This is a genomic window from Paenibacillus dokdonensis, assembly GCF_004916975.1.
Lineage (GTDB): Bacteria > Bacillota > Bacilli > Paenibacillales > Paenibacillaceae > Paenibacillus_AQ > Paenibacillus_AQ dokdonensis.
This window is the reverse complement of record NZ_STGQ01000001.1, coordinates 323004-347402: the sequence shown is the minus strand read 5'-3', so window position 1 is coordinate 347402 and position 24399 is coordinate 323004. Positions and strand designations below refer to the sequence as shown.

Here is a 24399-nt window from a genome sequence, read left to right as displayed (position 1 = left end):
AACAATGATAAACGGTTGTCTTATTTTTGCATTTTGTAAGGTGTATGATCCTGTATTGAAAAATGGCGCTCATACTATTTGAATTCTATTTTCTTGGCGGTAACGATAGGCTGATAATAACCGGATTCCGAAGGCATATGCCACCTGATATCTGTAAAACCAGCGTCGCTTAAAAACGCACTTAATTCATGCCTCAATAATGCTCTATAGGATGTACTGTTTACTTCGGTCTGCCACACTCCATCGATCTCCTGCATAATAAATTGATGGGTTATATAGAAGTTTTCATCCCCCATCCAATCCCAGACTTGAAAAGAAATACGTTTGCCTTTGTCCATGACTCGCGGAGAAGTCGCGCGCTGCTTATCTTTGATTTCGTTATCATAATCCCTCATGGAAATGATCAGCAGGCCGTTGTCTAGAACCTTGGAATATAGATTGCGGCATGCCGCTTTTAAATCTTCATCTGTAAGCAAATGGGGGATTGCATTGTCAGCCGATAAAACAACCTCAAACTGCCCAGGAACGTCTTGTTCAAGACTTCGAAAATCTGCAGTACCAAACTCGATATGAACTCCTGCTTTTTCAGCCTCCCGCACTGCCCGTTCAACCGACTTAGCGCTAAGATCCGTAGCCGTTATGGTAAACTTATGCTGAGCCAAACCCAGCGACTGCGTTCCTATACCACAAGAAGCATCCAAAAGCTTGATCAAGCCATCACCTTTATGTTGATATTGGGAGCGAATGAAATCATTAAAAAAATCACCTTGCCAATGAATCGCTCGGTACCAGTCGTGAAAAATCAGATGGTACGTTTCCGAAAGCTCATTATAAAAATTCAGGCTAGAGTTCTTCTCCAATCGTATCCCCTCACTTTATCGGATGTATGTTGAAGCGAAATTTCTTTACATGCCCTTCCCAGAGCGTGCAGATTTTATTGTTTTGATAAGAAAATTGATTAGAAATAGCAGTAATGCCTGTACGAGTCCGAAAAAAATTGCTTCCAGAATGACCAAAACCTCCAGAATATTATCAAAAAAAGGGGCCGTATCCGGAGGCATGTAAACATGAACCAGTACGCTGGATACGATACAAGACAAGAGAACAAGCATGATTAAATGCTTGGATTTTCTGATGAATATCACCGGGAATACAATGACTACAAAATAAAAAGCGGCATATTTATAAAAATAATCTATATACATGGCTGCGAAAATCAAAGGTGAACTCAGCAAACAAATGAATGCCGGCAGCATGAATCCCTTCTTGATTTTCACGCTGTAAGTCTCTTCTTGATTATTCTGATCTGGCCTCTGTGATTGATTTCATCTTCAAAGACATGAAACCACATGAAATAATGATTGGCCTGTTTTTCATTCCAGAACTCTTCTTCTTGTTCTAACCAATCATCATTCACCGTTTTAAATAATTCAAATGTCCGATTTCTGACTTCATTTAAGTTATTCAAATAAAAGTCCAAATCATTTCCCCGAATCCCAGCTCGCCCTTCTTCGCCAAGATTCAGGGCCGCTCCCCATCTTGATTCTTCCTCTTCATTTAGTTCTCTTTTTTCAAAAGTATACACTTGATATACATATTCAACTGCTGCAAAATGCAGTAACAATGCACCAATCGAATTACTCTCAGGATCCATTAAAAAATCCAATTGATCTACAGATAAGCTGTTTACCACTTGAAGGGTTGTGAACCGTGCGTAATTCATCATCGACAGCAGGCGGCTAATTTGAGGCGAATACCCAGGTATATCGGTAATGAGATAGATTTTGTCCATATCTAGCATTTGTTTTCCTCCAATGGATGATTTGATTTGCCTGCTGCTCGCAATTTCAATTTCATCTAACATATAATGCGCAAAATCGAAAAGGATCTGGTTGTTCAATTCTATGTATTCCATCTCACCATTATATTTAGCAAGGCATTGGTTAATGACATCAGCATATTGATCAGGCACTACGTTTAAGGCCCATTCACCGCCTTCTCTCTTTGAAGAGATAACGGATTCCTTCATATAACGAAGGGTTCTGGATAAATTTAATACGTAGTACTCGGGATTGTCAGCTATTCCTTCAAGTGTACCTTCGATATCCGACATAATGGAATGTATAAAATACTGTTTATCTATTGGCTTGAAGACATCCCTGATCGGTTTGCCGTAAAGGACAACTCCGCGATCATAGATGAGAGTAAAATGAGCTGCGATATCTGGATCCTCGAATCCTCCACAAAAGTAACTCGTATCTGCTTTATAATTTTCTCTATGAAATGCAGAGAAGTGAAATTCAAACGGAGTGGGATAAACAAATTCATCCGCATACGATTCCAACACCACGCTCAATTCAATGCCCTTTATGATTTCCAGCTCTTCTTCAATCAAAATAAGCTGGGATGCAATTCTCTTATAGGTGTCCACCTCATGCTTTTCCTTAACGATGATTAACAAATCGATATCACTATGGCCTGGATTAAAGCCTCCCAAAGCCAATGATCCATGAAGATATATTCCTGTGAGGGATTCCGATAACTCTTTTTTGAAAAGATCAACAATACTCTCCAGATTAATCTGTGGTTTCAGACCATCACCACCTTCGGTAAGATTTTCAACGGGTTCATCGCACTCCCATTCAAATCTTTCTATTATTTATTACTGAATGCTTGAATATATTTTCGGGTTATTTAGTTGCATATATCGATAACCATTGAGGAAGGGCTGCCAGAGGGTTCGATTTCCAATTGCATAAGCTGTCCAGCTCTTCCTGTGAGCGTTTATCTTCTTCCTCTTTTGATTCATCAACCCAAAATCTACTATCCTCTGCATACATTTCTTCTATATGCTTCACGTTTAAGCCAGATGAAATCATAGCATTCATGATGTCTTGTATACGCCATTTATACGTTGGCACTTCACCAAAAGGTCCTGTTAAGTCATATGGCTTTACGACATGTATTTTCTCAGTTGGACTTGTACCGAACGGGCGCATAAAAGGGTGAATGTCAAACATGATATAGGAACCATTACTTTTAAGAATTCTGTGTATATTGTGATACATGGAATTCACATCATTGATCCATACATGAACTCCGTTGGACGTATATACCAAATCGTATTCTTCGCTTTTAATCTGGCTTAACTTCATGGTGTCGTCACAGATAAATTCGATATCCCATCTGTGTTTACGGGCTATATTTGAGCTATATTCCAACTGCTTTTCCGAAATGTCGCAGGATGTTACTTTTGCACCCATCAAACAAAAGGCAAAAACAGCATGATTATCTCCGCTTGAAGGCACACAAATTCGTTTACCCTCCATGTTGGGAAATGCCTTTTTGATGATCGAATAGGTAGTGTGATGAAATGCTGATTCTGGATGAGCTATTATTTTAGAAATGACTTCATCGGTCCTATATCCTACATACCAGGTATCCGACCATTCATTCCAGGAGTTTTTAATGAGATCTTCATGGTTTACCATTCGCATACCTCCATCATTGCGTAATATGAATACTCAATAGACAAGAGTTAATGACTCGGATATTTTTCCTTCAAGAACGCAACAGATTGGTTGATTAATGCTTTTAATACTTCAATATCAATGTCTGCTACTTTGTTGATGTATACACATGCTTTTCCTGTTGTGTGTTTTCCAAAATCCTTTAATAAATATTCCCGGTTTCTGTCATCTCCTACTGCAAAATACAAACTGATTTTCGCTTTGCGAGGTGAAAAGCCCACCAGTGGTGCATCGCCTTCGTGACCAGATTCATATTTATAATGATATGCACCGAATCCAATAATACTTGGTCCCCACATCTTCGCATCATAGCCTGTCGTTTCCGTGAAAATATCCAATAATTTGTATGCGTCTTCACGTTTCTTTGGACTATCCACAGTTTCAATAAACTCAATAACACTATGGTCTGTTTCTTTTGTTTTTAATTCGTACATAGATCAATTTCTCCTTTTCTCAACCTCAGGTATTCTATTTCATTAATTATAGCCGTGATTGATTTACTAACCAATGAGCCGCTTCTAAAATGTCTCTCGCAATAAAATCCGGTTCTGTTTCTTTCCATTGATCCCGAAATTGGCCTAAAGACCCTTCTCCCCATCCTGTTTTTACAAGTATCTTTTTGGCACCGACCTGATGCGCGGCTAACATATCCGTATCCCCTACATCACCAATCACTGCACAGTTGGATAAATTCAGCTGAAACTCCTTAGCGGCTCTTAACAGCATTCCTGCTTTGGGTTTTCTACAAGTACAATCTTCATTTATTCCATGCGGACATATGTAAGAATGTTCAAATCCATACTGTTTAAACTGCGTTTCAAATTCTTCCATTGTAGCTTCTCCCCGCGATATCCGATGCTGATTCGTAAAAGCAAATACTTTCATATTATTCTTCTTCAACAAATCAATAGCCAATTGTGCATTGGGAAAAAGCTCAAAATGATTAGGATGAATAAAATGACCATTCCCACCTATTGTTCCATCACGATCTATAAATACAGCTTCTATTTCTTGCTTCATGTGTTGTTCTCACATCCTTTAGCTAATTTTTCATAAGGTTTCTTAAATTCACCAACAACCCTGCTTTGATTCGTTCATTTATCATCAACTGTTCGATCAGAAGACCTGTTTTAATATTTTTCTAAAGGGAAATGGATGCGGTGGCTCAATCACTTGAGTATCTTCGTATAAATAGCTGGAGCATTTACACATGTACTATTCTGATATTTTCATATCGCTTTTGGTTTCCAACTTGTAAGTCCTATGGGCGCATACTTCGAATACCATTCCATGAACTCTTTATATGTTTGTATGTTGTAGTCAATGACAGCTTCGTAAATTCGAATAGAGGCAATACTCTCTGCATTCAATGCGATCTGATTTTTAATAGTAAGAATGGATTCTCTGGATTCATCCGTTAATACTCGATTCAATGGTTCCACGAGATCTTTTGCACAAGGGCCCGGATGATCATGGGCTAACAGCCACATATCAATCTTCCAAATTAAATCGTTCTCGTCTTTGTATCTCAGCTGAAAATATATTCCCTGATCTTCTCCATCTAGATGGTTCGCATACCTTGCTCCAATAACTTTCGGATTCTTAACACAGCTCTCGAGAACTCGAAATCCAGAAGCAACCTCCGGTTGATCACAATATATTTCCATATCAATATCACGGTTAAAAATCAAATTATAGGCAGCTGCTCCGACTAACACCGGTTCCCCAACGACACTCCATAAATTCAGTAAATCAAGTTCATTTAAAATAAGATTTGCTTCTATTAACTTTTCGGTAGCTTGTTGTATAGAATTCATTTTTTGTTCTCCTGATTTTTTGAATTTAATACAGGTTCCCTCTTCTCCAAGGTCCACTCTCGACAGCCTTCACTACTTTTGAAGCACTCCGCCTTTTGATTAGCACAATATGCATCTACTTTTCATTTAATATAAAGAACTATAATGAAAAGAGGTGATCCGAATGGCTCGCGCGAAAGCTATTTTACAGCATGATTTGGTATTGATCAGTTGGTCAAGAAACCCTCTGGTTCCCGGTTCAGCACGCCGAATTGTTTCGGCAAGGGTGATTGGAAATGCGAAACCCTGTACGTTTACTTTGGTACCCGGTGCTTTGGTTATCAATGCCTTAAACTGCTTATTGGACCATGACATTGGTTTTAAAGTCGTATTCAGCAAAAAAACCTCAAAAATCACCGGATTTTTGTTACTGGAACGAGAACGATAATCCTTTATCAAGGAGCAGTGAAAACACTGCTCTTTTTTCGTCGGCTCAAACTATTCAAGATTCGTTGTATAACCTCGATATTAAGTTATAGGAGGGATTTACTTCCCATGTCTCATATGGTATAAAACACTTTGCTTTCATTGCATCAAGCGTACGAGATTTTTGTTGTGGCCGTGTTATGTATTCGTCTATATTCGATTCGCTTAATTTAATATATCTGGCTTCTTGAATTTCATCGGGTTGAATGTTGATATCACCACTAACATACTCAGCTTTAAATACAACCGATAATACTTGTTTTGTTGCGTTAAAATACACACCGGTGACACCTATTGGGCGGATTATAATCCCGGTCTCCTCGAGAAACTCCCTGCAAACAGCTTGATCCAGGGGCTCCCCTGCTTCGACATTTCCTCCAGACATTTCCCATGTATCTGAACGCCAATGAGTTCTAAGTAATAAAACCTCATCCTTTTCATTCATCACGAAAGCAGAAACCGAAACCATATGCTTTGGATATTCAATTTCCATTGTCATTACCCTTTTCTATTATATTGTTGGATGTACGACCTGAGCTTTGTTTTCCCATCAAATTGATAAACCCAGCCTTAGAAGTATCTTTAGCTGGGTTTAATAATTGCATGGTATGCTTTGTTTGTCCTCTTAATTTTTCCTTTTTCTCATATTATTTTTTCTTATTGTGATAGTGATACCCTGTGCAAAGCCCTTTTTGTTTTGATTTTGCAGAACAATTATGTCCACCATTTTTATCCGTTCTTCCTGAATGTGCGTAAGCAGAAGATGCTGTTCCCATTAATACTGCCAGAGAAATGACCACCACAATAACTTTTTTCATTTATTCACCTTTTATTTAACCCTATGCTTTAGGGATTATTAGAATCTATCCCTATTTTATAACAAATTCCATATTTGGGATATATAGATCTTGTGATTTTCAGTATTCTCTCTGTTATATAGTGGTTCAATCTTAAGACGTCCTCAGTCCGATCGCTCAAACTGTATTTCCAATTCATTATCACTGATTATTAACTGTTTATTATCGACATCTACCCTATAAGTTTTACCATCGAGTGTAATCTCATTTTTTGATTTCCAATCATATTTATATTTCACTTTATTCTCATCATCAAATTCTTTGACTTCTTTTCCGCTTTCAGTTTTCAGTACATATTTTGATAGTATAATTTCACTCTTCTTTATTTCCCAATAATTATACTGAATTAAATCAAAGTGCTTCCCTTCTACCTGTGAAACTGGATTGTCAACAGTAAATCAGACAACTTTTTTAAGGGCTTCTTGGCGATACTGAACAGGAGTCATATAACCTAATGTCCCATGAATACGATGCTTGTTGAACCAATTAACGTAATCGTATAATTCCAGTTCCAGATGACGAAGACTTTGGAAGTTCATCTGGTTCACGAACTCTGTTTTCATGATTTTGTAGGTAGCTTCGGCTACAGCGTTATCGTATGGACAGCCTTTCGCACTTAGAGATCTGCCGATCTCAAACGTCCCCAGAAGCTCGTCTATCTTTTGATTTTTAAACTCGCTGCCGCGGTCCGTATGAAACCACTGAATCTGACGTAAATCTCCCTGGACGTTCGCAAAAGCGCGGGAAATCAGAGCAGCGTCTTTATTCGTACCTGCACTATGGCCAATGATCTCTCGATTGAACAAGTCGAGCAGCACACATATGTAATGCCATCGGTTCTGAACCTTCACATAAGTCAGATCGCTGACAACGAAGCGCTTTGCTTCCTCCTGCTCGAACTCACGGTCCAGAACATTCCCTGTCGTTGCTTCATTAGAAGCGGTTTTATGGGGCTTATATTGAGCCACAGTGTAGGTGGAAACTAGCCCTTGCTCTTTCATAATCCGCCCAATTCTACGTCTGGAAACGACGAATCCGCGTTCTTGGAGCTTGACCTTGATCTTTCGTGTACCGTAAGCTTTTCGATTGTTGTGGAATATCTCAAGAATCGCTTCGGTTATATCGTCTTCGTTCGGTTGTTCTTTCGCGTCATAGTAAAACGTACTTCTTGCGATTTGCAGGACGTCGCACATTGCTGATACCGAGTATTTATCGAGGTTGTTCTGGATGATAGCTACTTTCGTCCCATGATCAGCGCGGCTTGCTTTAAAATATCCACCTCCATTTTCAGACGTTGGTTCTCTTTTCGTAATGCAATTAACTCGTTTTCTTCTGACGAGCGATTGTCCTTCTCCTTGAAGGAGCCCGTTGTCTGAGCTTGTTTGATCCAGCGGTCTAAAGCAGAGGCTGTGAGATCATATTCCTCCACAATGGCTGCTCTGGATTTCCCATTTTCATAGAGTTCCACCAGTTGCTTTTTGAATGCTGAGGTAAAGGTACGTCGTTCTTGTTTTGGCATTGTAGAGTTCCGCTCCTTAATGATGATAGGTTTATTCTACAAGCCCTTATTTTTTCTGTCCAACTAAGTGTAGACGATCCAATTGCTCGATTAAAGCATTGGAAAGTGGTTGTCCCTTAAGCCTGTAAACCCAGTTCAGGTCAACATATGTGAGGTGTTTGATTAACTGAGCGGTACTATTATAGTTGCTTTTTGGCCCCTTATAATCTACTTCTTTTTGCGACATCCCCTCGGTTATACTTTTTAATCGTTGGTAGTTTTCTTTGACAGCTGAAAATAACATACCTACAATGGGCGACATTTTATCCTCACCTTTTAAATCGTAAAGCATATTGGAACCCTCCATGTAAATTAGAATTATCCGATAAGGTTTAGCTGCTGTTAGATGTGAAAAGATGTGTTGCGCTTCTTCAATTTCTATTGAAGCAAACTCATTATGTACTACTCCCCCCTTATTATTTTAATAAATTGCACCCGTTTTATATCGTTATTGCATTCACGATGTCTCACCTACTTAAGGCTGTCAGGAGCCGGCTCGACGCGCAGAGTTATCCGCCTGGATTATCAGCTTCCTCGAAAATGCTCGGGCAGACATGAGGGCTAACTGCCCAGACACCTGGATATGGTGTTTTATTTGACGTAAATCTATACTATGAATTAGCTATAAGCTCCTTCGTTAAGTTAAACTCATGACGGCATTCATAATAATAACTTTTGAGTTTATAGCCCCCTGCTTTAAATACAGGCTTATTTTGATACCACACTATGATTAACGTTCCTTCAAATAGGCATCTACGAAGGATATATACTATTCTGTTAAAGAAAGCACTTCTATTTTTAGAAAGTTTATGAAGTGTTTCAGATTGAAACTGAACATGTTTCCCCTCGTCACATAAAATCTGATCACATAAATCTATTAACACTTTTGAATTTGTAGATTTTTGCAAGGCTTTATAGTATATCTTCGCGATGATTTCAGCGGTTACTAGAACTATAATCGATTGTTCTAAACTCGCATTTCGACGAAATCTTCTAAATATATTATCTACCCAATGTTTACGAATGTGAGGAATCCCTTGCGCCTTCATAAATCTACCAAGATCTCTAGCATGCCTCTGTTCTTCTTTAATAAATTCTATAAGTGCTTCATAGTAATCCTCATCTTGTGTCTTTTGTACATATTCTTGTGCGCGTTTAATTAGATGTTTGCCTTCAGAATTCTCTCCTAATTGAAACTGTTGAATCGATTTTATTATTGTTTCTCTTTCTTTTGTTGTTAATTTATAGTTGTCATCCCAATGAATATATTTGAGGTTTTGGTTATTACTTTCAAAGTATTGTACCCATCTCGAAGTGATTTTCATTGTTTTCTCCTATAATGTATTAGGTTTATGTCATATAACGTTTCCGTGTTCCTGAACCCGTGAGACTTAAAGAAGCGTATGCGATTGGGTCCAACGGACTTAGCCTCACAGAGTTGTCTGCATGAATCCACTTCATCGAAAACCCTCGGGTAGACCAAGGAGTGTCAGCAATGCAGCTGGAATACTGTGTTAACTGAAATCAACGACCTCTTCGAAGTACCCCAGAACGTCGTCTTTCAACTTAATTCTCTGAATTGCCTTCAAAACATTCTTCTTCAATCTGTATCCTCCAAAATTCACTCACTTTTTTATCGCTTTTAAATGTTGAATATGTACTCCGATATGTCCTATACCAAGTATGATATCAAATGCAATCAACCAAATAACTTCCCCATAAATGCCCAATAACAAAAAAGCCATAACAGGCAGACTCGCAAGAGGTACGGGAATCCCATAAAAACTACGATAAAAATCTCTCTTTGTATGCTCATTAGTAAAATATCTAATCCAACAAGTTTCATAAAAAACCATTAGTAAAAAAGATGATATTAGCCACCAACTCCAAGCCGAAAACGCTGCAATGTTAAAATCACTAAAAATTAGCACACTGCCCGTACAGCCTACTTGTCCAACTCGTTCAAACAATATTAATACTTTGTTTTCATGAGTTTTTTCACTATCAATTGGTTGGCTCTTACTCCAAATGATATTTGGAATAAATAACATTAATAAATAAATCAGACCTACATATGAGAAGCCTAAATGTCCTAACATATAATTTCTCCTCAATATATTACTCATTTATTATATCTGTCTTTTTCCATTGATTTCAGTTAACATTCTTGTGTTCACGAAAACCGAGAGCCTTAAATAACGGGGCGCCAGATTTACTCGCAGTGATTGTCCGACTGTTATATGATGGGGATGCCACTTCGTTTAACCATTCAACATATTTTTTTATATTGTCACTTTTCATTTTATTTCACGTTTTGATACATTTTTTTCTTTGTGTTATTATATACGTAATAAAGACCAAGTGCTGTGAACACTTGGTCAGTACAATTGGCTTGGATGGTTTATTCCCTTCTAAGTCGAATAGGAACAAAACCCACCTCTGGCCTTAACCTTTGGGTGGGTTTTACTTTTTCTTGTTGTTATTATTCATGTATGTTAAAAGAGCAAGAATGAACGTTCCAAAGAGGAACATGATCGTTAATGCATCTTTCACCTCCATGGCTTCACCTCCTTTCGAAGGGAAACCACGCCCACCCAAGATTCAATTGTAGTTATATTTTACCTTTATTTACATCTGCGTACAAGCGTTCTCAATTTGTTTTTGTAGTATATATCTTGCATCTATTTCATATAACGTCCCATAACCACTACGCGAGCCGACACCTTAAATAGCTCCTAACCTTCTGTTTCTATTTTCACTCTATTAATTTATATTTCAGTAAATGCTTTTTATAAACCGTCACCTACTTATTTGTTACCGAGTTGTTCCGCCAAACCGATTAGAAGTCCTTCGATTCCTCGAATGTAGCAGAGCCGATACGAGTCCTCGTACTGAACCACTTCGCCAACGAGCTGCGCACCATACTTAGTGAGTCTGGATACCATTTCGTCAATGTCTTGAACTGTAAACATGACGCGTAGATAACCGAGGGAGTTTACAGGAGCAGTCCGGTGATCTGATATAGTAGGTGGGGTGAGAAATCTCGAAAGTTCAAGCCGGCTGTGTCCATCTGGGGTAACCATTACAGCAATCTCTACGCACTGAGAACCTAGTCCGGTTACGCGACCAGCCCATTCACCTTCAACATTGGCTCGCCCTTCGAGGTTCAAGCCAATCTCCTCGAAGAAAGAGATTGCGTTATCAAGGGATTCTACAACGATACCGACATTGTCCATTCTTAGTAATTGGTTTTTTATCATGGATTTATCTCCTCGTGTACAAATTTGCTATTGATCATCTTCATTCATTATGCGCAAATATGTTACATGACGTACCTGTCTTCATGAATTGCCGACATTTTCTTGATCTCAGCTCTTCATTTGTTGATAATTGTGAACTTTGATAGTCATCCGAACTTCTGCCGTATTACACGTTCTTCCTCGTGATCAATGGCGAATACCCGAAGTAGGAATGCTGTGTTATCCGAAGTAACTGACTCCTCTGAAATACCTACAATCATTTTTTAACCTATACTTAACAATCGTTTTTTGAGCAGCATTATCTGACCAATATGATATGCATTATGAATACATAAATTTGATACGACTCCCCACCAAGGAGCATTGAAATACGAGGGAATTTCTTTTATAAGTTTGAGATCTTCGCTTTCCTCAAGTGCCTTATTCCAATTTTTAAAGATTGTTTCAAGTCTCTGTAAGGTCTTCTTCCACTCAAAATCATTTATTGTATGTGGATTCACGTAAAAAGTATCATCATTGTTTATTGAACTTTCTAATTCAAATTGTTCGACGTTATATCTCTCAAGCCACTTCTCATTCCAAAATATGAGATGATTCACGATCGACCAAATTGATTGTTCACTATCATTCTCCCATGCAGCTTGTGTAGCATTTAAATCTTTCAAAATTTCATGGAGCGGAATGAACCAACTCTTATCGTTATAACAAGCGTTTAATTGGTCTATGAGAATAGATCTATAACTCATCCTTGTACCTCACTTTTCGATTAATCTTTCGGTTATTTCGGATAACGTTATTGTATTTTTCGACGTCCTACCGACTGAAACCACTTCCTCGCTACTGAGCTGCCACTCCGAATCCGGCCGGACCGAGGGCGAACTCTGATGTAAATATGGAGTTATGCGTAGTTACTGTCTTCTTGAGATGCTTGACCACAGCGTGAATATTTCGTTATAAGATGTTGCTGGCTTCTTCGACTATACTTTCAAATCCTTCTTATTACTGACTATGATTTATTAAATGAGCAATTTCTTTAACTCTCTCCATTGTAATTCCTTCTCTTTGTTCAACCGCAAGTGGATGATTCGTTTGTTCTAATTCTATTAACGGAACAGCACCAACTTCTTGCGTATGTACCATTGTCTTTAGCGATAATGTAGTTAATGGATATATTGAAAGAAAGTTCAGTCGATAGCCATCCAAAATAAGGTTTTTCATGCTCCCTTCCTTCAACATGCAATAATTCATTAGATTTCAAAAAGTTTTCTTCGCTAAGTGTAACCCAAACACTCCATATAAACTTCTCTTTATTATCAATTATTGGTATTTCAATATGTCCTCTAATAAAAAAATGTTGTTCATCAATTACACAAAAATCTCTAATTAATTCTGTTCTTTTCTCCTCTGGTACAGTGTAAAAATAATAGGGTGCTTCAATTCCGTAACATAAAGGAAGTTCATTTAATTCGTTGTTACAGTGAGGGCATTTCATGTTTTCTGCTCCTTATCATTTTCGCCGATTTCTCTTTCCTGATTATACCATTAAAGTCCTTTCTTTCTTCTAATCAATTCAGATATCTCTAAGACGATATCATCAATATTTCTATTTGCATTTATGATTAAATTTGAGTTAGCTTTTACTCTCTTTCCGATTTCACTGTACATGTCCTTGACTCCCTGATATAGGTAATCAAATAAAAAATGATCCAGCAAGTTTACTAAAACTTCTGAATCATTTCTTAAATATTGAATTAAATCATGTATCCTTCTACCAAGAGCTATTTCAGGCTCAATATCTAGGTAAATTACAAAATCAATTAGATGCTTCAATTCCTGTCGTTCTCTTCCAAATGGTTCTTCAACGATTATCAACGGGCTAGGCATTATGATCTGTATTTCTCCTTCCGTATGAATTATTCCGTATTCTTCCGCCCAACCATTTCTTTTAACTAATTCAATTGGTTGACCACTTATTAATTTTATTAGGTGGTTGTAGAATAATGGAGTCGTAATATCATTGGGATCTCCTCCGTCTCTTAACCACGAGGCTAAATCATTTGGAAAATCCTTTCGTGATGCATAGTCATCAAAAAAAAGGGCTGCGCAATTAAATGTCCTTGATAAACGTGACACTACCGTACTTTTACCTGCCCCGGAGTAGCCGCTTATTGCAATAACCATGGTTTTCATTTAATAATCATCTCCTAAATAAAAATATGAGTCAGGACTCCATTGAAGAGTCCTGACTCATTTGCATTCATAATACCATGGAATTCTCATATTTCAAGTCCCTCGATTTAAATCACTCTAAAGTGTATTTCATCTAACGTTTCCGTGCTAGGATCCTAAGAAGTCGATCGTTCCTCCATAACTCTTCACCCCATTCTACCAAATAAAAAAGAGACGGTCTCTCGACCGTCTCCCATTCTTGCGGAAACATCGCGCTTCCTATTTAGTTTCTTTCAATCGTTACGATTTGCTCTTTGGCATCCCAATATCCTTGCGCACCAAGCGCTTTGGTAATGAAACGCATAGGTACGTAGGCGTAGCCGTCAATATTTTGCACCGGCTGGGTCAGTGTTTCGCTTACTCCGTCGATGGACGCCTGCTTCGAGCCTATTTTCAGGACGATTTTGGAGCCCGTCAGGTCATCGGTCAGCGTCATTTGCTTCGTTGCCTGATCCCACAGCAGCTGGGCGTCGAGCTCATCGGCTACATATTTCACCGGTACCATCATGATATTGTTCACAATTACCGGCTCATATCCGGCGTCATACAGTACGCTAGGATCTTCGTCCGTATACATCGTGAAGGATTTGCGGGTAATATTCATATCATCCTTCAGCAAAAGATACAGGTCGGACTGACGGTCCAGATGACGCAGTACCTCGCCTGGTGTTGCTTCAATCGGATTCACATCCCAGATTCCTTTGGAAGTGTCCACCGCATGAATTGTAACCGGCTCGTTAACTTTCCAGGTTTCCGATTCGGAATGAACCTTGACCTGTTTGATCGGCAGATCTTCGCTAGCTGGAAGCTGCACGGTCAGGTCCATGTTTTGCTTGCGGATATTCAGTTTGCTGTCGAGCAAGAAATCGAGAGAAAGCACGGTGTTTTTGCCCAAAATCTCACTAAGTTCAGGCGTTTCCCCAAGCAGCTCATCTACATTCTTGTCGTAATCGGGAAGCAGCTCATCCAGCATGCCCATCAGCTGATCTACTGCATCATTAATGTTTTTCTCTTTCTCTGCAGCGTCTGGAGTAGCTGTAGCTTCTTCTGGAGCTCCGGCATAAGCTTCAAAAATCGGATAATACGTGTCGTACAAGCTGCTGATCAGCTGCTTCACGCCTTCTTTATCCTTGGATAGGCTCGTCAGGAAGCCTTTGGCCAAGCCCACAAGCTCATCTCCGCGGATGTCGATATGCAGCTTTTGCAGGGAAAGCGACTCTCCGTTCACTTTATCGGTTACTGGTGTAACTGAAATGGATGACGGATTCGGTGTATGCTTGAGCAGGAATCCCAACACATCCTTGTATGTTTGAATCAGGCTTTCATTCGTCATATTGGGACCTATCAAACCAAGATCCAAGTTTTCGAGCTCAAGCGGAACGGACACGGGCTGCGTCATGCCAGCAATCGACAGGGTCAACGCCTTCTTGTCCATAGACAGATGGAATGGAAGCTTCTTGCCCTTAAGCTGAACTGTACCTTCCATCGACGCATGATTGGTATCCTGCATGATGGCCTGATCGATCGTCACAGAAAAGGAATTGAACATCTCGATAGCCTTCCGGTCCTCTTCCTTCAAATTACCCTCTGCTGGAACCAACTGCAGGGACAGGGTCTGCTTGGACATGGATGACTTTACATCCAGCGTGCCAAGAGCTGCCTTACTAACATCCACGCCGCCAACAGCCTGACAGCCCGCGAGCAGCACCAAAAGCAGGGACAACGCCGCGGCCAGTCCCAGTTTGAATCGCTTCATCATTATATTCCTCCTATGTATTCTTGATTAGTTCTACTTCAGTAACTCACCCCGGAATTATTCCGATTGAATATAGTATGCCAGCGCTTGTCTGTTCATGTAAATACATTTTTTCATGAATTTGGTATCTTCTTTTTCCAAACTGCATTTCCCATATAAAAAGCCAACCCTTGCGCGGCCTGTTACAGACCACCTTGAGTTGACTTTATCTCCGTTCCATATCCGTATGATTTAAACTATTGCTAGAGTCTTTCCCTTAAATCTCTTACTCCGAATCCCCTATCTTTTTGCCCACAATAACGAGATCACGCTCAATTCCATCCAGCTCAGCCACGCCCGGCAGGAAGCCCCAATCCTCAAAACCATACTTCCGCAGCAGCTTTAGACTCGGATCATTGTGACCAAAGACAAAGCCGACCAAACGCTTAATTTCTAGACTCGGACAGGCTTCAAATGCCTTTTCCAGCAAAATACCGCCCACGCCCTTGCCGCGGCAGGCTTCAGATACATAGATGCTAATTTCAGCTGTCCCATTGTATGCAGCGCGTCCGTAAAAGGATTGAAAGCTCAACCAGGCCAACGTTTCTCCCTCCGACTTCATAACCCACAGCGGACGGTGATGATTGTTATGCTCTTCAAACCAGCGCTGGCGGCTCTCCACAGTCACTGGCTCCAGATCCGCGGTTACCTTTCGTCCGGCGACAGTTGTGTTATAAATATCAACGATGGCAGGCAGATCTGCTGCTTGTGCATTTTCGATCGTATAGTTGTCCAGTTTCATGATGTATTCATTCCTCCTGCAGGTATCCGATTGGTTTTGTTTTTATTTTATAGGAAGAATGCCGGATGCGCCATCTGGAATCATGCTTCATTAAATCCCACCTGCTCGCAGCTCCATTCCCACAGCCGCTTCGCATTCTCTTTGCTTTCTGCTTTGGACGAAAGTTTCTGCTGCTTCCTCTTATAAAAATACTGCCCGCTGACCTTCGCAAGCTCGGATGCCGAAGCCAGATACACCGCCGTGTCCGCTCCCTGCTCAGGGGACAAAAAGAAAGGCTTCAGCATCGCCAGTACCGTTTTGCCAAAACCGGTGTCACGGTTCACCCCGATTTGTGTGCCTACAGCCCCCGGATGAACGCAGTTCGCGGTTACATTCGTGCCTGCCAGGCGCGAGGCCAGCTCCCGCGTGAACAGAATATTCGCCAGCTTGGACTGCGCATACGCTTTGGCCGGATTGAATCCATGCTTCAGGAAAGGATCGTCGAAGTGAATTTTGCCAGCCTTATAGGCACCGGAAGCCACCGTCACCACTCTACCTTGACTGGAAGCCCGCAAAGCATCAAGCAGCAGATTCGTCAGTAGAAAATGGCCCAGATGATTCACACCCAGATCCATTTCGAAGCCGTCAGCCGTCTCCTGTCGTTTGATCATCACGACGCCCGCATTGTTGAGCAGCACATCCAGCCTGGAATAACGCTCCGTAAAGGCCAGCGCAAACGCCCGAATGCTGGACAGCCTGCCTAAATCGCAAAGCATTAGATGAATCCGTTCCGAGCCGCTTTGCCGGATGGCCTCTGCCAGAGCCGCCTGTCCACGTTGTTCACTGCGGCACACCATAACGACTTCTGCTCCCTGCTTGGCGAGCGCTACCGTAGAAGCCAGCCCCATGCCCGAATTGGCTCCGGTCACTACCACAATCTTATCCATCGGTTTTCATCCTATCCTACATTTTGCATATGTTATGCCGGCATCCCTATGATCATGATACGGTCCATAGTATTCTTACTTGTACTTAAACATTTCAGAGTTAAGAAATCAATCGTTAATATTTCCATGTTCATCTTCATGTTTTCTCAGCGTATTTTAATCTCATCCCATTATGATCGTTTTGACAAAACTTATTTGATATAAGGAGGAAACCAAATGAGTACACCGCTGCATCCCCTGATCGTTCATTTCCCAATCGTGTTATTGTTTCTGGCAGCTATTGTACAGATCCTTGCCCTTTGGCGACCACGGCTGTTTGATTGGCCTGCAAACGCCCTTTTGGGGCTGGGATTCATCAGCGGTATCGCAGCCTACATGACGGGTGATGGCGGAGAAGATTATGCCAAGACCGCATTCGGTGCAACTGGAGCCATGATTCACAAACACGAAAATATTGCTTTCTTTACCCTCGTGGTCTTTGGAGTCCTGCTTGCTATAAAAGTGCTGGTTCGGCTGCCTTGGATAAAGAAACATTTTGCAGCAGGGATTCGCTGGATTGCCCCTCTGCTGCTGATCATTTCCTTAGCCGGGCTTATACTCATTTATTATACCGGTCATTATGGTGGAGAGATCGTCTATCACAGCAGCATTGGACAATAGGACATGTTTAAAGGGCATGCTTCACGCGGCGTTATATCCCTATTTCCGACGAGCTCAAACGTTGCCCCACCCCATTTGCACACTAAACACCTGTCTGCATTAAATGCACACTGGTGTTTTTTTATTTTTCCAGTCTGCAGCATTATAATAAGAAGGAACATAATCCCCAAGGAGGTGCACCGGATTATCATCCGGGAATATATGAAACTTGGACAACGAATCGCTTCTATAGAATTGTTTGCGCAGCCTGGCTCTGCCGAGCCTGCATATCAGCCTGTACTGTTGTGGGATGAGAACGGGGCAACGCTGGTGGACACCGGCAACATCGGACAAATGGACCAAATTACGAAAGCCGTGCAGGAAATCGGACTTCAGCTTTCGGATATCAGACGGATTATCGTGACGCATCAGGATATCGACCATATCGGCAATCTGGCCGCATTAACGGCGGCATACCCGGACATCGAGGTCTGGGCGCATGCCGACGATATTCCCTACATCACCGGGGAGAAGCGTATGATTAAAATGACAGATGAACGGCTCTCTCAAATGCCTGAAGCTGCCCGGACAGCGCTTCACTCGTTTTTTAACCTACTGCCTTCCATTCGCATCAACCGCGAAATCAAGGATGGAGAAATGTTTGAACTTCACGGGGGAATGCGCGTCATCCATACGCCAGGGCATACACCCGGACATATCTGCCTGTACCTGCCCCAGGAAAAGCTGCTTCTGGCTGCGGACGAATTGCGTGTCGTTGACGGCGAGCTGGTCGGTCCGGCGGAAGCTTTTACCCCGGATATGAATGAAGCCGTACGGAGCCTGCATAAGCTAGCGGATCTACCGCTGGAAAAAGTGTTCTGCTACCACGGCGGTTTATATGATCATGAACCATCCGCGCGCATTGCCGAGCTCATTCGCATTCTTGAACAGGCTTAAGATAAATTTCAAATCCCATTCAGGCTCACAGAGTTGGAATGCTATAATCAATGTATGAACGAGAGACCTTGCCTAGAAAGGAAGACCTGAATATGAGTATCCGTATGGAACAATTGGAACAATCCATGAATGAAAAGGGACTGTACAGCCTGCTCGTTACCGATCCCAAGCATGTGTATTATTTAACCGGATTTGCGAGCAATCCGCATGAACGTTTTCTCGGGCTGCTGCTGGTCCGCGGCGAAGAGCCGCTTCTGATCGTGCCCGCACTTGACGCCGAGGCTGCCGCGGCCGCATCCAGCGTACAAAAGATCGTAACCCATAGCGATACAGATAATCCGTACCTGTTGCTGCAACAGCAGTTTAAGGGAAGCATCGGCACCCTCGGCATTGAAAAAGAGCAGCTCACCGTGGCGCGTTATGAGGAGCTCGTGGAATCTGTACCGGCTAAGCAATACGCCGATATCGGCCCGCTGCTGCGCAGCATGCGTGTCAACAAATCTCCGGAAGAGATCAAACGCATGAAGCATGCGATGGAGCTCATCGAAGAAGTACTGCGTCAAGGACTGAAAAGAGTAAAAGTAGGCGTAACCGAAATTGAAATCGTCGCCGAGCTGGAATATTTAATGAAGAAACTCGGTGCGCAGGGTCCTTCCTTCGATACGATGGTATTATCCGGACCTAAAACCGCGTTGCCGCACGGTACGCCGGGTGACCGTAAGATCCAGCATGGTGACCTGCTGATGTTCGACATGGGGGTATATGCGGACGGTTATGCCTCCGATATTACCCGCACCTTTGCGGTGGGTGAGATTTCACCTGAACAGAAGAACATTTACAACGCCGTACTGGAAGCCAATCTGCAGGGTATTCAGGCCATCAAGCCTGGTGTAACGCTTGCCTCGGTCGATCAAGCAGCCCGCGCTGCGATTGAAAAAGCCGGCTACGGCCCTTATTTCCTCCACCGCCTGGGTCATGGACTCGGCATGGACGTGCATGAATATCCTTCCGTTCACGGCAACAATACCGACCTGGTTCAGCCGGGCATGGTATTTACCGTCGAGCCGGGGGTCTATGTGGCGGGACTTGGCGGCGTACGGATCGAGGACGATATTTTCGTAACGGAAAACGGCGTCGAGGTGCTGACCTCCTACCCGAAAGAGCTGATCACGCTCGAAGGCTGATGGTCGTATTGACTGCCTAAACCATCAAAAAACCGGAAGCTTCATCCTGTTACGGGGATGCTGCCTCCGGTTTTTTATTGCAAACTTATGATGAATGAGTCAAACCATCTATTCCTTATCCTCATCGGCAAATTTGAAGTCGCGTGCAATGTATAGGAACGGTGTACCTACCGCTGTGAGCACGAATTTGATAATATACGTCGTCACGAAAACTTCCATCCAGATGGTCAAAGTAAAGCCTTCTCTTCCCGCAAAAGCGATAACGCAAAAAATGAGCGTATCCACCAGCGAGCTGATCATCGTACTGCCGTTGTTTCGGATCCAGAACTGATTACGTTTGCCGTAGAACTTTCGGATCCAGGTGTACAGCTTCACATCCAGGAACTGGCTGACAAAATATGCGGTCAGACTTCCCAGCGCAAGCCGCGGCATCAGGCCGAATATATTCTGCAATGCCTTCTGAATCTCATCATCACTTCCGCCCAGCGGCGAGAAGTACAAAGCCATTTGCATGAGTACCGTGGTCATAATCAAAGTGAAAAAACCGAACCAGACTGCCTTCTGCGCTTCCTTCCTGCCGTATTTCTCGTTCAGCAGGTCGCTTGTCATATACAGGCTGACATACATCGTATTGCCGAGCGTCATGGCGATGCCGAAAATATCAATGGTTTTGGTCACCTGAATGTTGGCAACAACGGTCGCCACCCCGATCCAGGCATACAACCCCTTTTTGCCGAACAGACGGTAGCACAGCAAATACAGTGAAAAATTCACGAGTACGTAAACGATACCCCATAGTAAATTGAACATGATGACTTCCTCCTAGTTTTGATTACGCGGGATGGTTACGAACCGCGGTGTCCAAGACAGGCTTTGCCGCTTGAAAAACATGATCTAATGTAACATAATCTCTTTCCTGTGGCTACGATTTTTTTCTGGACTGCATATATTGCCAACTAGGGCTGAACAGAAAAAGAGCCCCGGCATCCTGCCGAGGCTCTGCTTTCTATCTTTTAATGAAGAAAACTTCCGTCTTATTCAATTCTTCTTAGGCTTGAACGGCATTATCCAGATCCACATTGTTATTGAAGACATCGTGGTCGTTTTCTTTCAAAACCTTACTGGATACAAGCCCTGCCACCATCGAGTCGTTGACGTTCAGCGCCGTACGGCCCATATCGATCAGCGGTTCAACCGAGATCAGGAGACCGGCAAGTGCTACCGGAAGGTTCATCGTAGAGAGTACGATCAGGGAAGCGAAAGTCGCCCCGCCGCCTACACCGGCTACTCCGAAGGAGCTGATAACCACGATCAGGATCAGCTTCACGATAAAGCCCCAGCTCAGCGGATCAATACCAACCGTTGGTGCGATCATGCAGGCAAGCATAGCCGGATAAATACCCGCGCAGCCGTTCTGTCCGATCGTAGCGCCGAAGGTAGCTGACAGGTTGGCAATCCCTTCGGATACGCCAAGCTTCTTCGTTTGCGTCTCCACGTTCAGCGGGATCGTTGCCGCACTGGAACGGGAAGTGAACGCAAAGGTCAGAGTCGGGAATACTTTTCTCACATATTGGATCGGATTGAATCCGAAGAGAGCAATGATAATCAAATGAATGATAAACATAACAATCAAGGCAACGTACGATGCACCCACGAATTTGATCAGCTTCAGGATCTCATCGACATTGGTGGTCGCCACCGTCTTCGTGATCAAGGCCAGGATACCGTATGGTGTCAGCCTCAGCACGAGCGTAACGATCCTGAGTACAACGGCGTAGACCGCTTCGACCAATTTACGGAAGGTTGCAGCCTGTTCCGGTTTTTTGCGGTCAATGCCAAGTACGGCAACGCCAATGAATGCGGAGAAAATAACGACAGCCAGCGTGGAAGAACGACGCGCGCCTGTCATATCCGCAAACGGATTGGTCGGTACAAATTCCAGAATCTGTTGTGGAATCGTTTTGTCCTGGACATCACCGAGCTTCTGCTCCAGCTTTTGTCCTTGCTGTGTTTCACGGTCACCCGCTTTGATATCAATGGCTTTCAGGTTAAAGCTGATGCTGGTCGCGATACTCACTGCGGCAGCGATAGCTACAGTAATCAGCAGCACGGCGATAATCGATGCACTCATTTTGCCGAGATTCTGTCTGCCCTTCAAGTTCATAATCGCGGAAATGATCGAAACCATAATCAGTGGAATAACCACCATTTGCAGCAAGCCGACATAACCGTAGCCCGCCAGGTTGAACCAGTCCGTTGACTTGGAAATGACGGCGGAATCAACGCCGAAGATCAACTGTAAAATAACACCAAACACGACGCCGAGTCCAAGTCCGGCAAAAACGCGTTTCGTGAACGATACATGCTTTTTCTGCATCCAGAGCAGCAAACCGATGAGAGCCAGCATGACGATCACATTGACAATAACCCATAATGTATTCATGTTCTTTTTTGCACCCCTTTATTGTAAGGCTTGTGCAGATCATCCAGTCGCAGCCGATCGGATGTCCGCATGACCTGATTTAAAATTATGTTGCCGGAAGTGAATTTAATCCTTGGAAATAGTCAAGCTTCACATATCGGCTGTGAAACTGTTCTTTCCAGAAAAGCTTCTGCTAAACGCGGATTGCCGTTGAAAATATGTCGAAATAAGTTTTTTTTTCATATTAGCATAATTCATAGTATTTGGATAGGATTAATTTTGAGAGTATATTTTTGGAATAAAATTGAATAACAAACGAAAAAACCATACATTCCGAATCTAAAAAAAGAAGCCATCCCTTGAATCACTTATGGATGGCTTCTATTCACTTTTTACCCGTTTTTATGAAATTATAACCTATTCAATGCGCATTTCGAGCAGCTTGTAAATTTCGTCCAGCCGGAGATGCTGCCGTACTGATGATGCCACACGGTCAAATTCCTTCTCTTTCAGCTCTTTGACCGAGAAGGTGCTGTCTTCCTGGGGCATTCCTTTGGCCTCCCGAATAGCATTAAGCCAGCCTCTGCGGAACTCATCATTATGAAAAACACCATGTAAATACGTTCCCCATACACGCCCGTCTTTTGCTCCGCAGCCCTCCGCTTTGAGCTCGCCACCAGCCTCCTGAATCTGAAACAACGAAGATACGCTAGCTCCCGAGTCATCAAGTACTTGCGTGCTTCCCATATGAATCTCATAGCCTTCTACAGGCACAGAAATGCTGCGATCCAAGCCTCCCAGACTTAACGGAGACTCCGCCAACAGTGTACCACTGACGCGCACCGTTCTCTTTTCCTCGGCAAAAATCGTCGTGATCGGGAGGTACCCAAGTCCCTCCATTTCCTCCGTATCAGAGCTCTCGAGGCCATGAGGATCACTGAGCCTCCGGCCAAGCATCTGGTATCCGCCGCAAATACCGATCAGCTGTGTTCCGACGGACTGCATCGCATGCGTGATCGCTGCCTCGAATCCTTGATTCCTGATGTATGCAAGATCTCCGATCGTATTTTTGGTGCCGGGCAGAATGATCACATCCGGATTCCCAAGCTCGGCGGATCTGCTCACGAAACGTACAGAAACGCCGGGCTCCTCCAGCAGCGGATCGACATCCGTAAAGTTCGAGATACGCGGGCTGCGGATCACGGCAATATCGATTACAGCGGATTCTGCCGTTCGTCCAATCCCTGTCCGGTTGTCTAATACAACCGAGTCCTCCGCTTCGAGGCGGATATCATGGATGTACGGCAGCACACCCAGAACCGGAATGCCTGTCCGCTGTTCAAGCCAGTCCAGCCCCGGCTGCAGCAGTGACAAATCCCCGCGGAATTTATTGATAATGAATCCCTTTACTCGCTCACGCTCATGCGGCTCCAGCAGCTCCAGGGTTCCTACCAGAAAAGCGAATACGCCGCCGCGGTCGATGTCCGCCACCAGTACGACGGGTGCATCCGCCCAGCCGGCCAGATTCATGTTGACGATATCCCTGTCCTTCAGGTTGATTTCCGCGGGACTTCCCGCGCCTTCCATCACGACAATTTCATATTCGGAGCGAAGCCGTTCGAGCGCTGCCATCACTGTATCCTTGGCTGTCGGAAGATATTTGCTCCGGTAATCCGCTGCACTCATATTCGCCAGAGGACGCCCGTGAACCACGATCTGGGAATGCATATCATGCGTCGGCTTGATCAGGATGGGGTTCATATCGGTGGTTGCTTCAATTCCGCAAGCCTCTGCCTGCATGCCCTGAGCCCGCCCTATCTCTTTACCGTCAGCCGTGACATAAGAATTCAGCGCCATATTTTGTGATTTGAAGGGAGCCGTCCGGAAGCCGTCCTGCATGAAGATACGGCAAAGCGCGGCTGTAATGACGCTTTTGCCTACATCCGAGGCCGTTCCCTGAAGCATCAGCACAGCCGCACTTCCGGCGCTCCTGTTTTCTTTCTTTTTCATGATGGCTG

General features: G+C 43.1%; 26 protein-coding genes and 3 pseudogenes. 4 read left to right on the top strand and 25 right to left on the bottom strand.

Translation table 11 applies throughout. From position 1 onward, the window contains the following. Positions 1-74: 74 nt before the first annotated feature. The 8 genes and pseudogenes from E6W40_RS01790 to E6W40_RS01755 form a co-directional block, all read right to left on the bottom strand. Entirely contained in the window at positions 75-860 is a 786-nt protein-coding gene (locus tag E6W40_RS01790; protein ID WP_136603906.1) for a class I SAM-dependent methyltransferase, read from the bottom strand. A gap of 45 nt (positions 861-905) precedes the next feature. Further along, a complete protein-coding gene (locus E6W40_RS01785) occupies positions 906-1277 on the bottom strand; it encodes a hypothetical protein (RefSeq protein WP_136603905.1) in 372 nt (123 codons plus the stop codon). After that, positions 1274-1801 carry a DinB family protein gene (locus E6W40_RS01780; protein WP_136606783.1) on the bottom strand — a complete coding sequence of 176 codons (528 nt, stop codon included), beginning with the start codon at positions 1799-1801 and terminating at the stop codon, positions 1274-1276. The genes E6W40_RS01785 and E6W40_RS01780 overlap by 4 nt, the downstream gene beginning before the upstream one ends. A gap of 66 nt (positions 1802-1867) precedes the next feature. Beyond that, positions 1868-2566: pseudogene (locus E6W40_RS01775) on the bottom strand (aminoglycoside adenylyltransferase domain-containing protein); the annotation flags it as partial. Between the two features lie 124 nt (positions 2567-2690). Next, entirely contained in the window at positions 2691-3491 is an 801-nt protein-coding gene (locus tag E6W40_RS01770; RefSeq protein ID WP_136603904.1) for a class I SAM-dependent methyltransferase, read from the bottom strand. 47 nt (positions 3492-3538) lie between these two features. Then, entirely contained in the window at positions 3539-3964 is a 426-nt protein-coding gene (locus E6W40_RS01765) for a DUF1801 domain-containing protein (protein WP_136603903.1), read from the bottom strand. 46 nt (positions 3965-4010) lie between these two features. Then, a complete protein-coding gene (locus E6W40_RS01760) occupies positions 4011-4550 on the bottom strand; it encodes an HAD-IIIA family hydrolase (protein WP_136603902.1) in 540 nt (179 codons plus the stop codon). A 209-nt stretch (positions 4551-4759) separates the two neighbouring features. Next, entirely contained in the window at positions 4760-5347 is a 588-nt protein-coding gene (locus E6W40_RS01755; protein ID WP_136603901.1) for a hypothetical protein, read from the bottom strand. A gap of 163 nt (positions 5348-5510) precedes the next feature. Here E6W40_RS01755 and E6W40_RS01750 point away from each other — a divergent pair, with 163 nt between their 5' ends. Then, complete coding sequence (locus tag E6W40_RS01750) at positions 5511-5774, top strand: hypothetical protein (RefSeq protein ID WP_136603900.1); 264 nt, start codon at positions 5511-5513, stop codon at positions 5772-5774. A gap of 54 nt (positions 5775-5828) precedes the next feature. Here the strand turns inward: E6W40_RS01750 and E6W40_RS01745 are convergent, their stop codons facing one another. The 14 genes and pseudogenes from E6W40_RS01745 to E6W40_RS01685 form a co-directional block, all read right to left on the bottom strand. Next, a complete protein-coding gene (locus E6W40_RS01745; RefSeq protein WP_136603899.1) occupies positions 5829-6305 on the bottom strand; it encodes an NUDIX hydrolase in 477 nt (158 codons plus the stop codon). A gap of 154 nt (positions 6306-6459) precedes the next feature. Continuing rightward, the gene (locus E6W40_RS01740) at positions 6460-6630 is read right to left on the bottom strand and encodes a YHYH domain-containing protein (RefSeq protein WP_136603898.1); all 171 of its coding nucleotides are present in this window, start codon (positions 6628-6630) and stop codon (positions 6460-6462) included. A gap of 437 nt (positions 6631-7067) precedes the next feature. Then, positions 7068-8188 (bottom strand): IS3 family transposase gene (locus tag E6W40_RS01735; RefSeq protein WP_136603897.1). Its coding sequence is split into 2 segments (ribosomal slippage): positions 7068-7939 and positions 7939-8188, totalling 1122 coding nucleotides; the frame shifts between segments, so codons are not numbered across the junction. An 82-nt stretch (positions 8189-8270) separates the two neighbouring features. After that, positions 8271-8519: pseudogene (locus E6W40_RS01730) on the bottom strand (DinB family protein); the annotation flags it as partial. A gap of 319 nt (positions 8520-8838) precedes the next feature. Continuing rightward, positions 8839-9552 (bottom strand): ferritin-like domain-containing protein, encoded by a 714-nt coding sequence (locus E6W40_RS01725; RefSeq protein WP_136603896.1) that lies wholly within the window; start codon positions 9550-9552, stop codon positions 8839-8841. A gap of 300 nt (positions 9553-9852) precedes the next feature. Further along, positions 9853-10326 carry a hypothetical protein gene (locus E6W40_RS01720; protein ID WP_136603895.1) on the bottom strand — a complete coding sequence of 158 codons (474 nt, stop codon included), beginning with the start codon at positions 10324-10326 and terminating at the stop codon, positions 9853-9855. A 364-nt stretch (positions 10327-10690) separates the two neighbouring features. Next, a complete protein-coding gene (gene comI / locus E6W40_RS29860) occupies positions 10691-10786 on the bottom strand; it encodes a competence inhibitor ComI (protein WP_246072799.1) in 96 nt (31 codons plus the stop codon). 248 nt (positions 10787-11034) lie between these two features. Continuing rightward, on the bottom strand, positions 11035-11487 hold the full coding sequence (locus tag E6W40_RS01715; RefSeq protein WP_136603894.1) for a VOC family protein: 453 nt from the start codon (positions 11485-11487) through the stop codon (positions 11035-11037). Between the two features lie 263 nt (positions 11488-11750). Further along, a complete protein-coding gene (locus tag E6W40_RS01710; RefSeq protein ID WP_136603893.1) occupies positions 11751-12233 on the bottom strand; it encodes a DinB family protein in 483 nt (160 codons plus the stop codon). A gap of 253 nt (positions 12234-12486) precedes the next feature. Further along, positions 12487-12979 (bottom strand): annotated as a pseudogene (locus E6W40_RS01705) (DUF2199 domain-containing protein). A gap of 50 nt (positions 12980-13029) precedes the next feature. Beyond that, a complete protein-coding gene (locus E6W40_RS01700) occupies positions 13030-13677 on the bottom strand; it encodes a nucleoside/nucleotide kinase family protein (RefSeq protein ID WP_136603892.1) in 648 nt (215 codons plus the stop codon). 262 nt (positions 13678-13939) lie between these two features. Further along, entirely contained in the window at positions 13940-15475 is a 1536-nt protein-coding gene (locus E6W40_RS01695) for a copper amine oxidase N-terminal domain-containing protein (RefSeq protein WP_136603891.1), read from the bottom strand. 262 nt (positions 15476-15737) lie between these two features. Beyond that, the gene (locus E6W40_RS01690) at positions 15738-16253 is read right to left on the bottom strand and encodes a GNAT family N-acetyltransferase (RefSeq protein ID WP_136603890.1); all 516 of its coding nucleotides are present in this window, start codon (positions 16251-16253) and stop codon (positions 15738-15740) included. Positions 16254-16333: 80 nt separating this feature from the next. Then, complete coding sequence (locus E6W40_RS01685) at positions 16334-17179, bottom strand: SDR family oxidoreductase (protein ID WP_136603889.1); 846 nt, start codon at positions 17177-17179, stop codon at positions 16334-16336. A gap of 216 nt (positions 17180-17395) precedes the next feature. Between E6W40_RS01685 and E6W40_RS01680 the strand changes: the two genes are divergently transcribed. From E6W40_RS01680 to E6W40_RS01670, 3 genes are all read left to right on the top strand, one after another. Next, positions 17396-17839 (top strand): DUF2231 domain-containing protein, encoded by a 444-nt coding sequence (locus E6W40_RS01680; protein ID WP_136603888.1) that lies wholly within the window; start codon positions 17396-17398, stop codon positions 17837-17839. Positions 17840-18040: 201 nt separating this feature from the next. Next, complete coding sequence (locus tag E6W40_RS01675) at positions 18041-18775, top strand: MBL fold metallo-hydrolase (RefSeq protein WP_136603887.1); 735 nt, start codon at positions 18041-18043, stop codon at positions 18773-18775. Positions 18776-18867: 92 nt separating this feature from the next. Then, the gene (locus E6W40_RS01670; protein ID WP_136603886.1) at positions 18868-19959 is read left to right on the top strand and encodes a M24 family metallopeptidase; all 1092 of its coding nucleotides are present in this window, start codon (positions 18868-18870) and stop codon (positions 19957-19959) included. Positions 19960-20067: 108 nt separating this feature from the next. On the opposite strand, the gene E6W40_RS01665 is transcribed toward E6W40_RS01670, so the two are convergent. From E6W40_RS01665 to E6W40_RS01655, 3 genes are all read right to left on the bottom strand, one after another. Continuing rightward, positions 20068-20769, bottom strand: a complete 702-nt coding sequence (locus E6W40_RS01665; protein ID WP_136603885.1) for a queuosine precursor transporter — start codon at positions 20767-20769, stop codon at positions 20068-20070. Between the two features lie 238 nt (positions 20770-21007). Next, positions 21008-22402, bottom strand: coding sequence for an L-cystine transporter (locus E6W40_RS01660; protein WP_136603884.1), 1395 nt, complete (start codon positions 22400-22402; stop codon positions 21008-21010). A 396-nt stretch (positions 22403-22798) separates the two neighbouring features. Then, positions 22799-24391 (bottom strand): cobyric acid synthase, encoded by a 1593-nt coding sequence (locus tag E6W40_RS01655; protein WP_246072797.1) that lies wholly within the window; start codon positions 24389-24391, stop codon positions 22799-22801. Positions 24392-24399 lie beyond the last annotated feature (8 nt).

Bases quoted from the DNA above. Each gene is read 5' to 3' on its own strand.
- E6W40_RS01670 (WP_136603886.1), top strand. From the start codon at position 18,868: ATGAGTATCCGTATGGAACAATTGGAACAATCCATGAATGAAAAGGGA.
- E6W40_RS01720 (WP_136603895.1), bottom strand. From the start codon at position 10,326: ATGTTAGGACATTTAGGCTTCTCATATGTAGGTCTGATTTATTTATTA.
- comI (WP_246072799.1), bottom strand. From the start codon at position 10,786: ATGGAGGTGAAAGATGCATTAACGATCATGTTCCTCTTTGGAACGTTC.
- E6W40_RS01780 (WP_136606783.1), bottom strand. From the start codon at position 1,801: ATGCTAGATATGGACAAAATCTATCTCATTACCGATATACCTGGGTAT.
- E6W40_RS01710 (WP_136603893.1), bottom strand. From the start codon at position 12,233: ATGAGTTATAGATCTATTCTCATAGACCAATTAAACGCTTGTTATAAC.
- E6W40_RS01700 (WP_136603892.1), bottom strand. From the start codon at position 13,677: ATGAAAACCATGGTTATTGCAATAAGCGGCTACTCCGGGGCAGGTAAA.
- E6W40_RS01755 (WP_136603901.1), bottom strand. From the start codon at position 5,347: ATGAATTCTATACAACAAGCTACCGAAAAGTTAATAGAAGCAAATCTT.
- E6W40_RS01685 (WP_136603889.1), bottom strand. From the start codon at position 17,179: ATGGATAAGATTGTGGTAGTGACCGGAGCCAATTCGGGCATGGGGCTG.
- E6W40_RS01760 (WP_136603902.1), bottom strand. From the start codon at position 4,550: ATGAAGCAAGAAATAGAAGCTGTATTTATAGATCGTGATGGAACAATA.
- E6W40_RS01690 (WP_136603890.1), bottom strand. From the start codon at position 16,253: ATGAAACTGGACAACTATACGATCGAAAATGCACAAGCAGCAGATCTG.
- E6W40_RS01750 (WP_136603900.1), top strand. From the start codon at position 5,511: ATGGCTCGCGCGAAAGCTATTTTACAGCATGATTTGGTATTGATCAGT.
- E6W40_RS01765 (WP_136603903.1), bottom strand. From the start codon at position 3,964: ATGTACGAATTAAAAACAAAAGAAACAGACCATAGTGTTATTGAGTTT.
- E6W40_RS01770 (WP_136603904.1), bottom strand. From the start codon at position 3,491: ATGGTAAACCATGAAGATCTCATTAAAAACTCCTGGAATGAATGGTCG.
- E6W40_RS01695 (WP_136603891.1), bottom strand. From the start codon at position 15,475: ATGATGAAGCGATTCAAACTGGGACTGGCCGCGGCGTTGTCCCTGCTT.
- E6W40_RS01655 (WP_246072797.1), bottom strand. From the start codon at position 24,391: ATGAAAAAGAAAGAAAACAGGAGCGCCGGAAGTGCGGCTGTGCTGATG.
- E6W40_RS01715 (WP_136603894.1), bottom strand. From the start codon at position 11,487: ATGATAAAAAACCAATTACTAAGAATGGACAATGTCGGTATCGTTGTA.
- E6W40_RS01660 (WP_136603884.1), bottom strand. From the start codon at position 22,402: ATGAATACATTATGGGTTATTGTCAATGTGATCGTCATGCTGGCTCTC.
- E6W40_RS01740 (WP_136603898.1), bottom strand. From the start codon at position 6,630: ATGAAAAAAGTTATTGTGGTGGTCATTTCTCTGGCAGTATTAATGGGA.
- E6W40_RS01665 (WP_136603885.1), bottom strand. From the start codon at position 20,769: ATGTTCAATTTACTATGGGGTATCGTTTACGTACTCGTGAATTTTTCA.
- E6W40_RS01680 (WP_136603888.1), top strand. From the start codon at position 17,396: ATGAGTACACCGCTGCATCCCCTGATCGTTCATTTCCCAATCGTGTTA.
- E6W40_RS01745 (WP_136603899.1), bottom strand. From the start codon at position 6,305: ATGGAAATTGAATATCCAAAGCATATGGTTTCGGTTTCTGCTTTCGTG.
- E6W40_RS01675 (WP_136603887.1), top strand. From the start codon at position 18,041: ATGAAACTTGGACAACGAATCGCTTCTATAGAATTGTTTGCGCAGCCT.
- E6W40_RS01725 (WP_136603896.1), bottom strand. From the start codon at position 9,552: ATGAAAATCACTTCGAGATGGGTACAATACTTTGAAAGTAATAACCAA.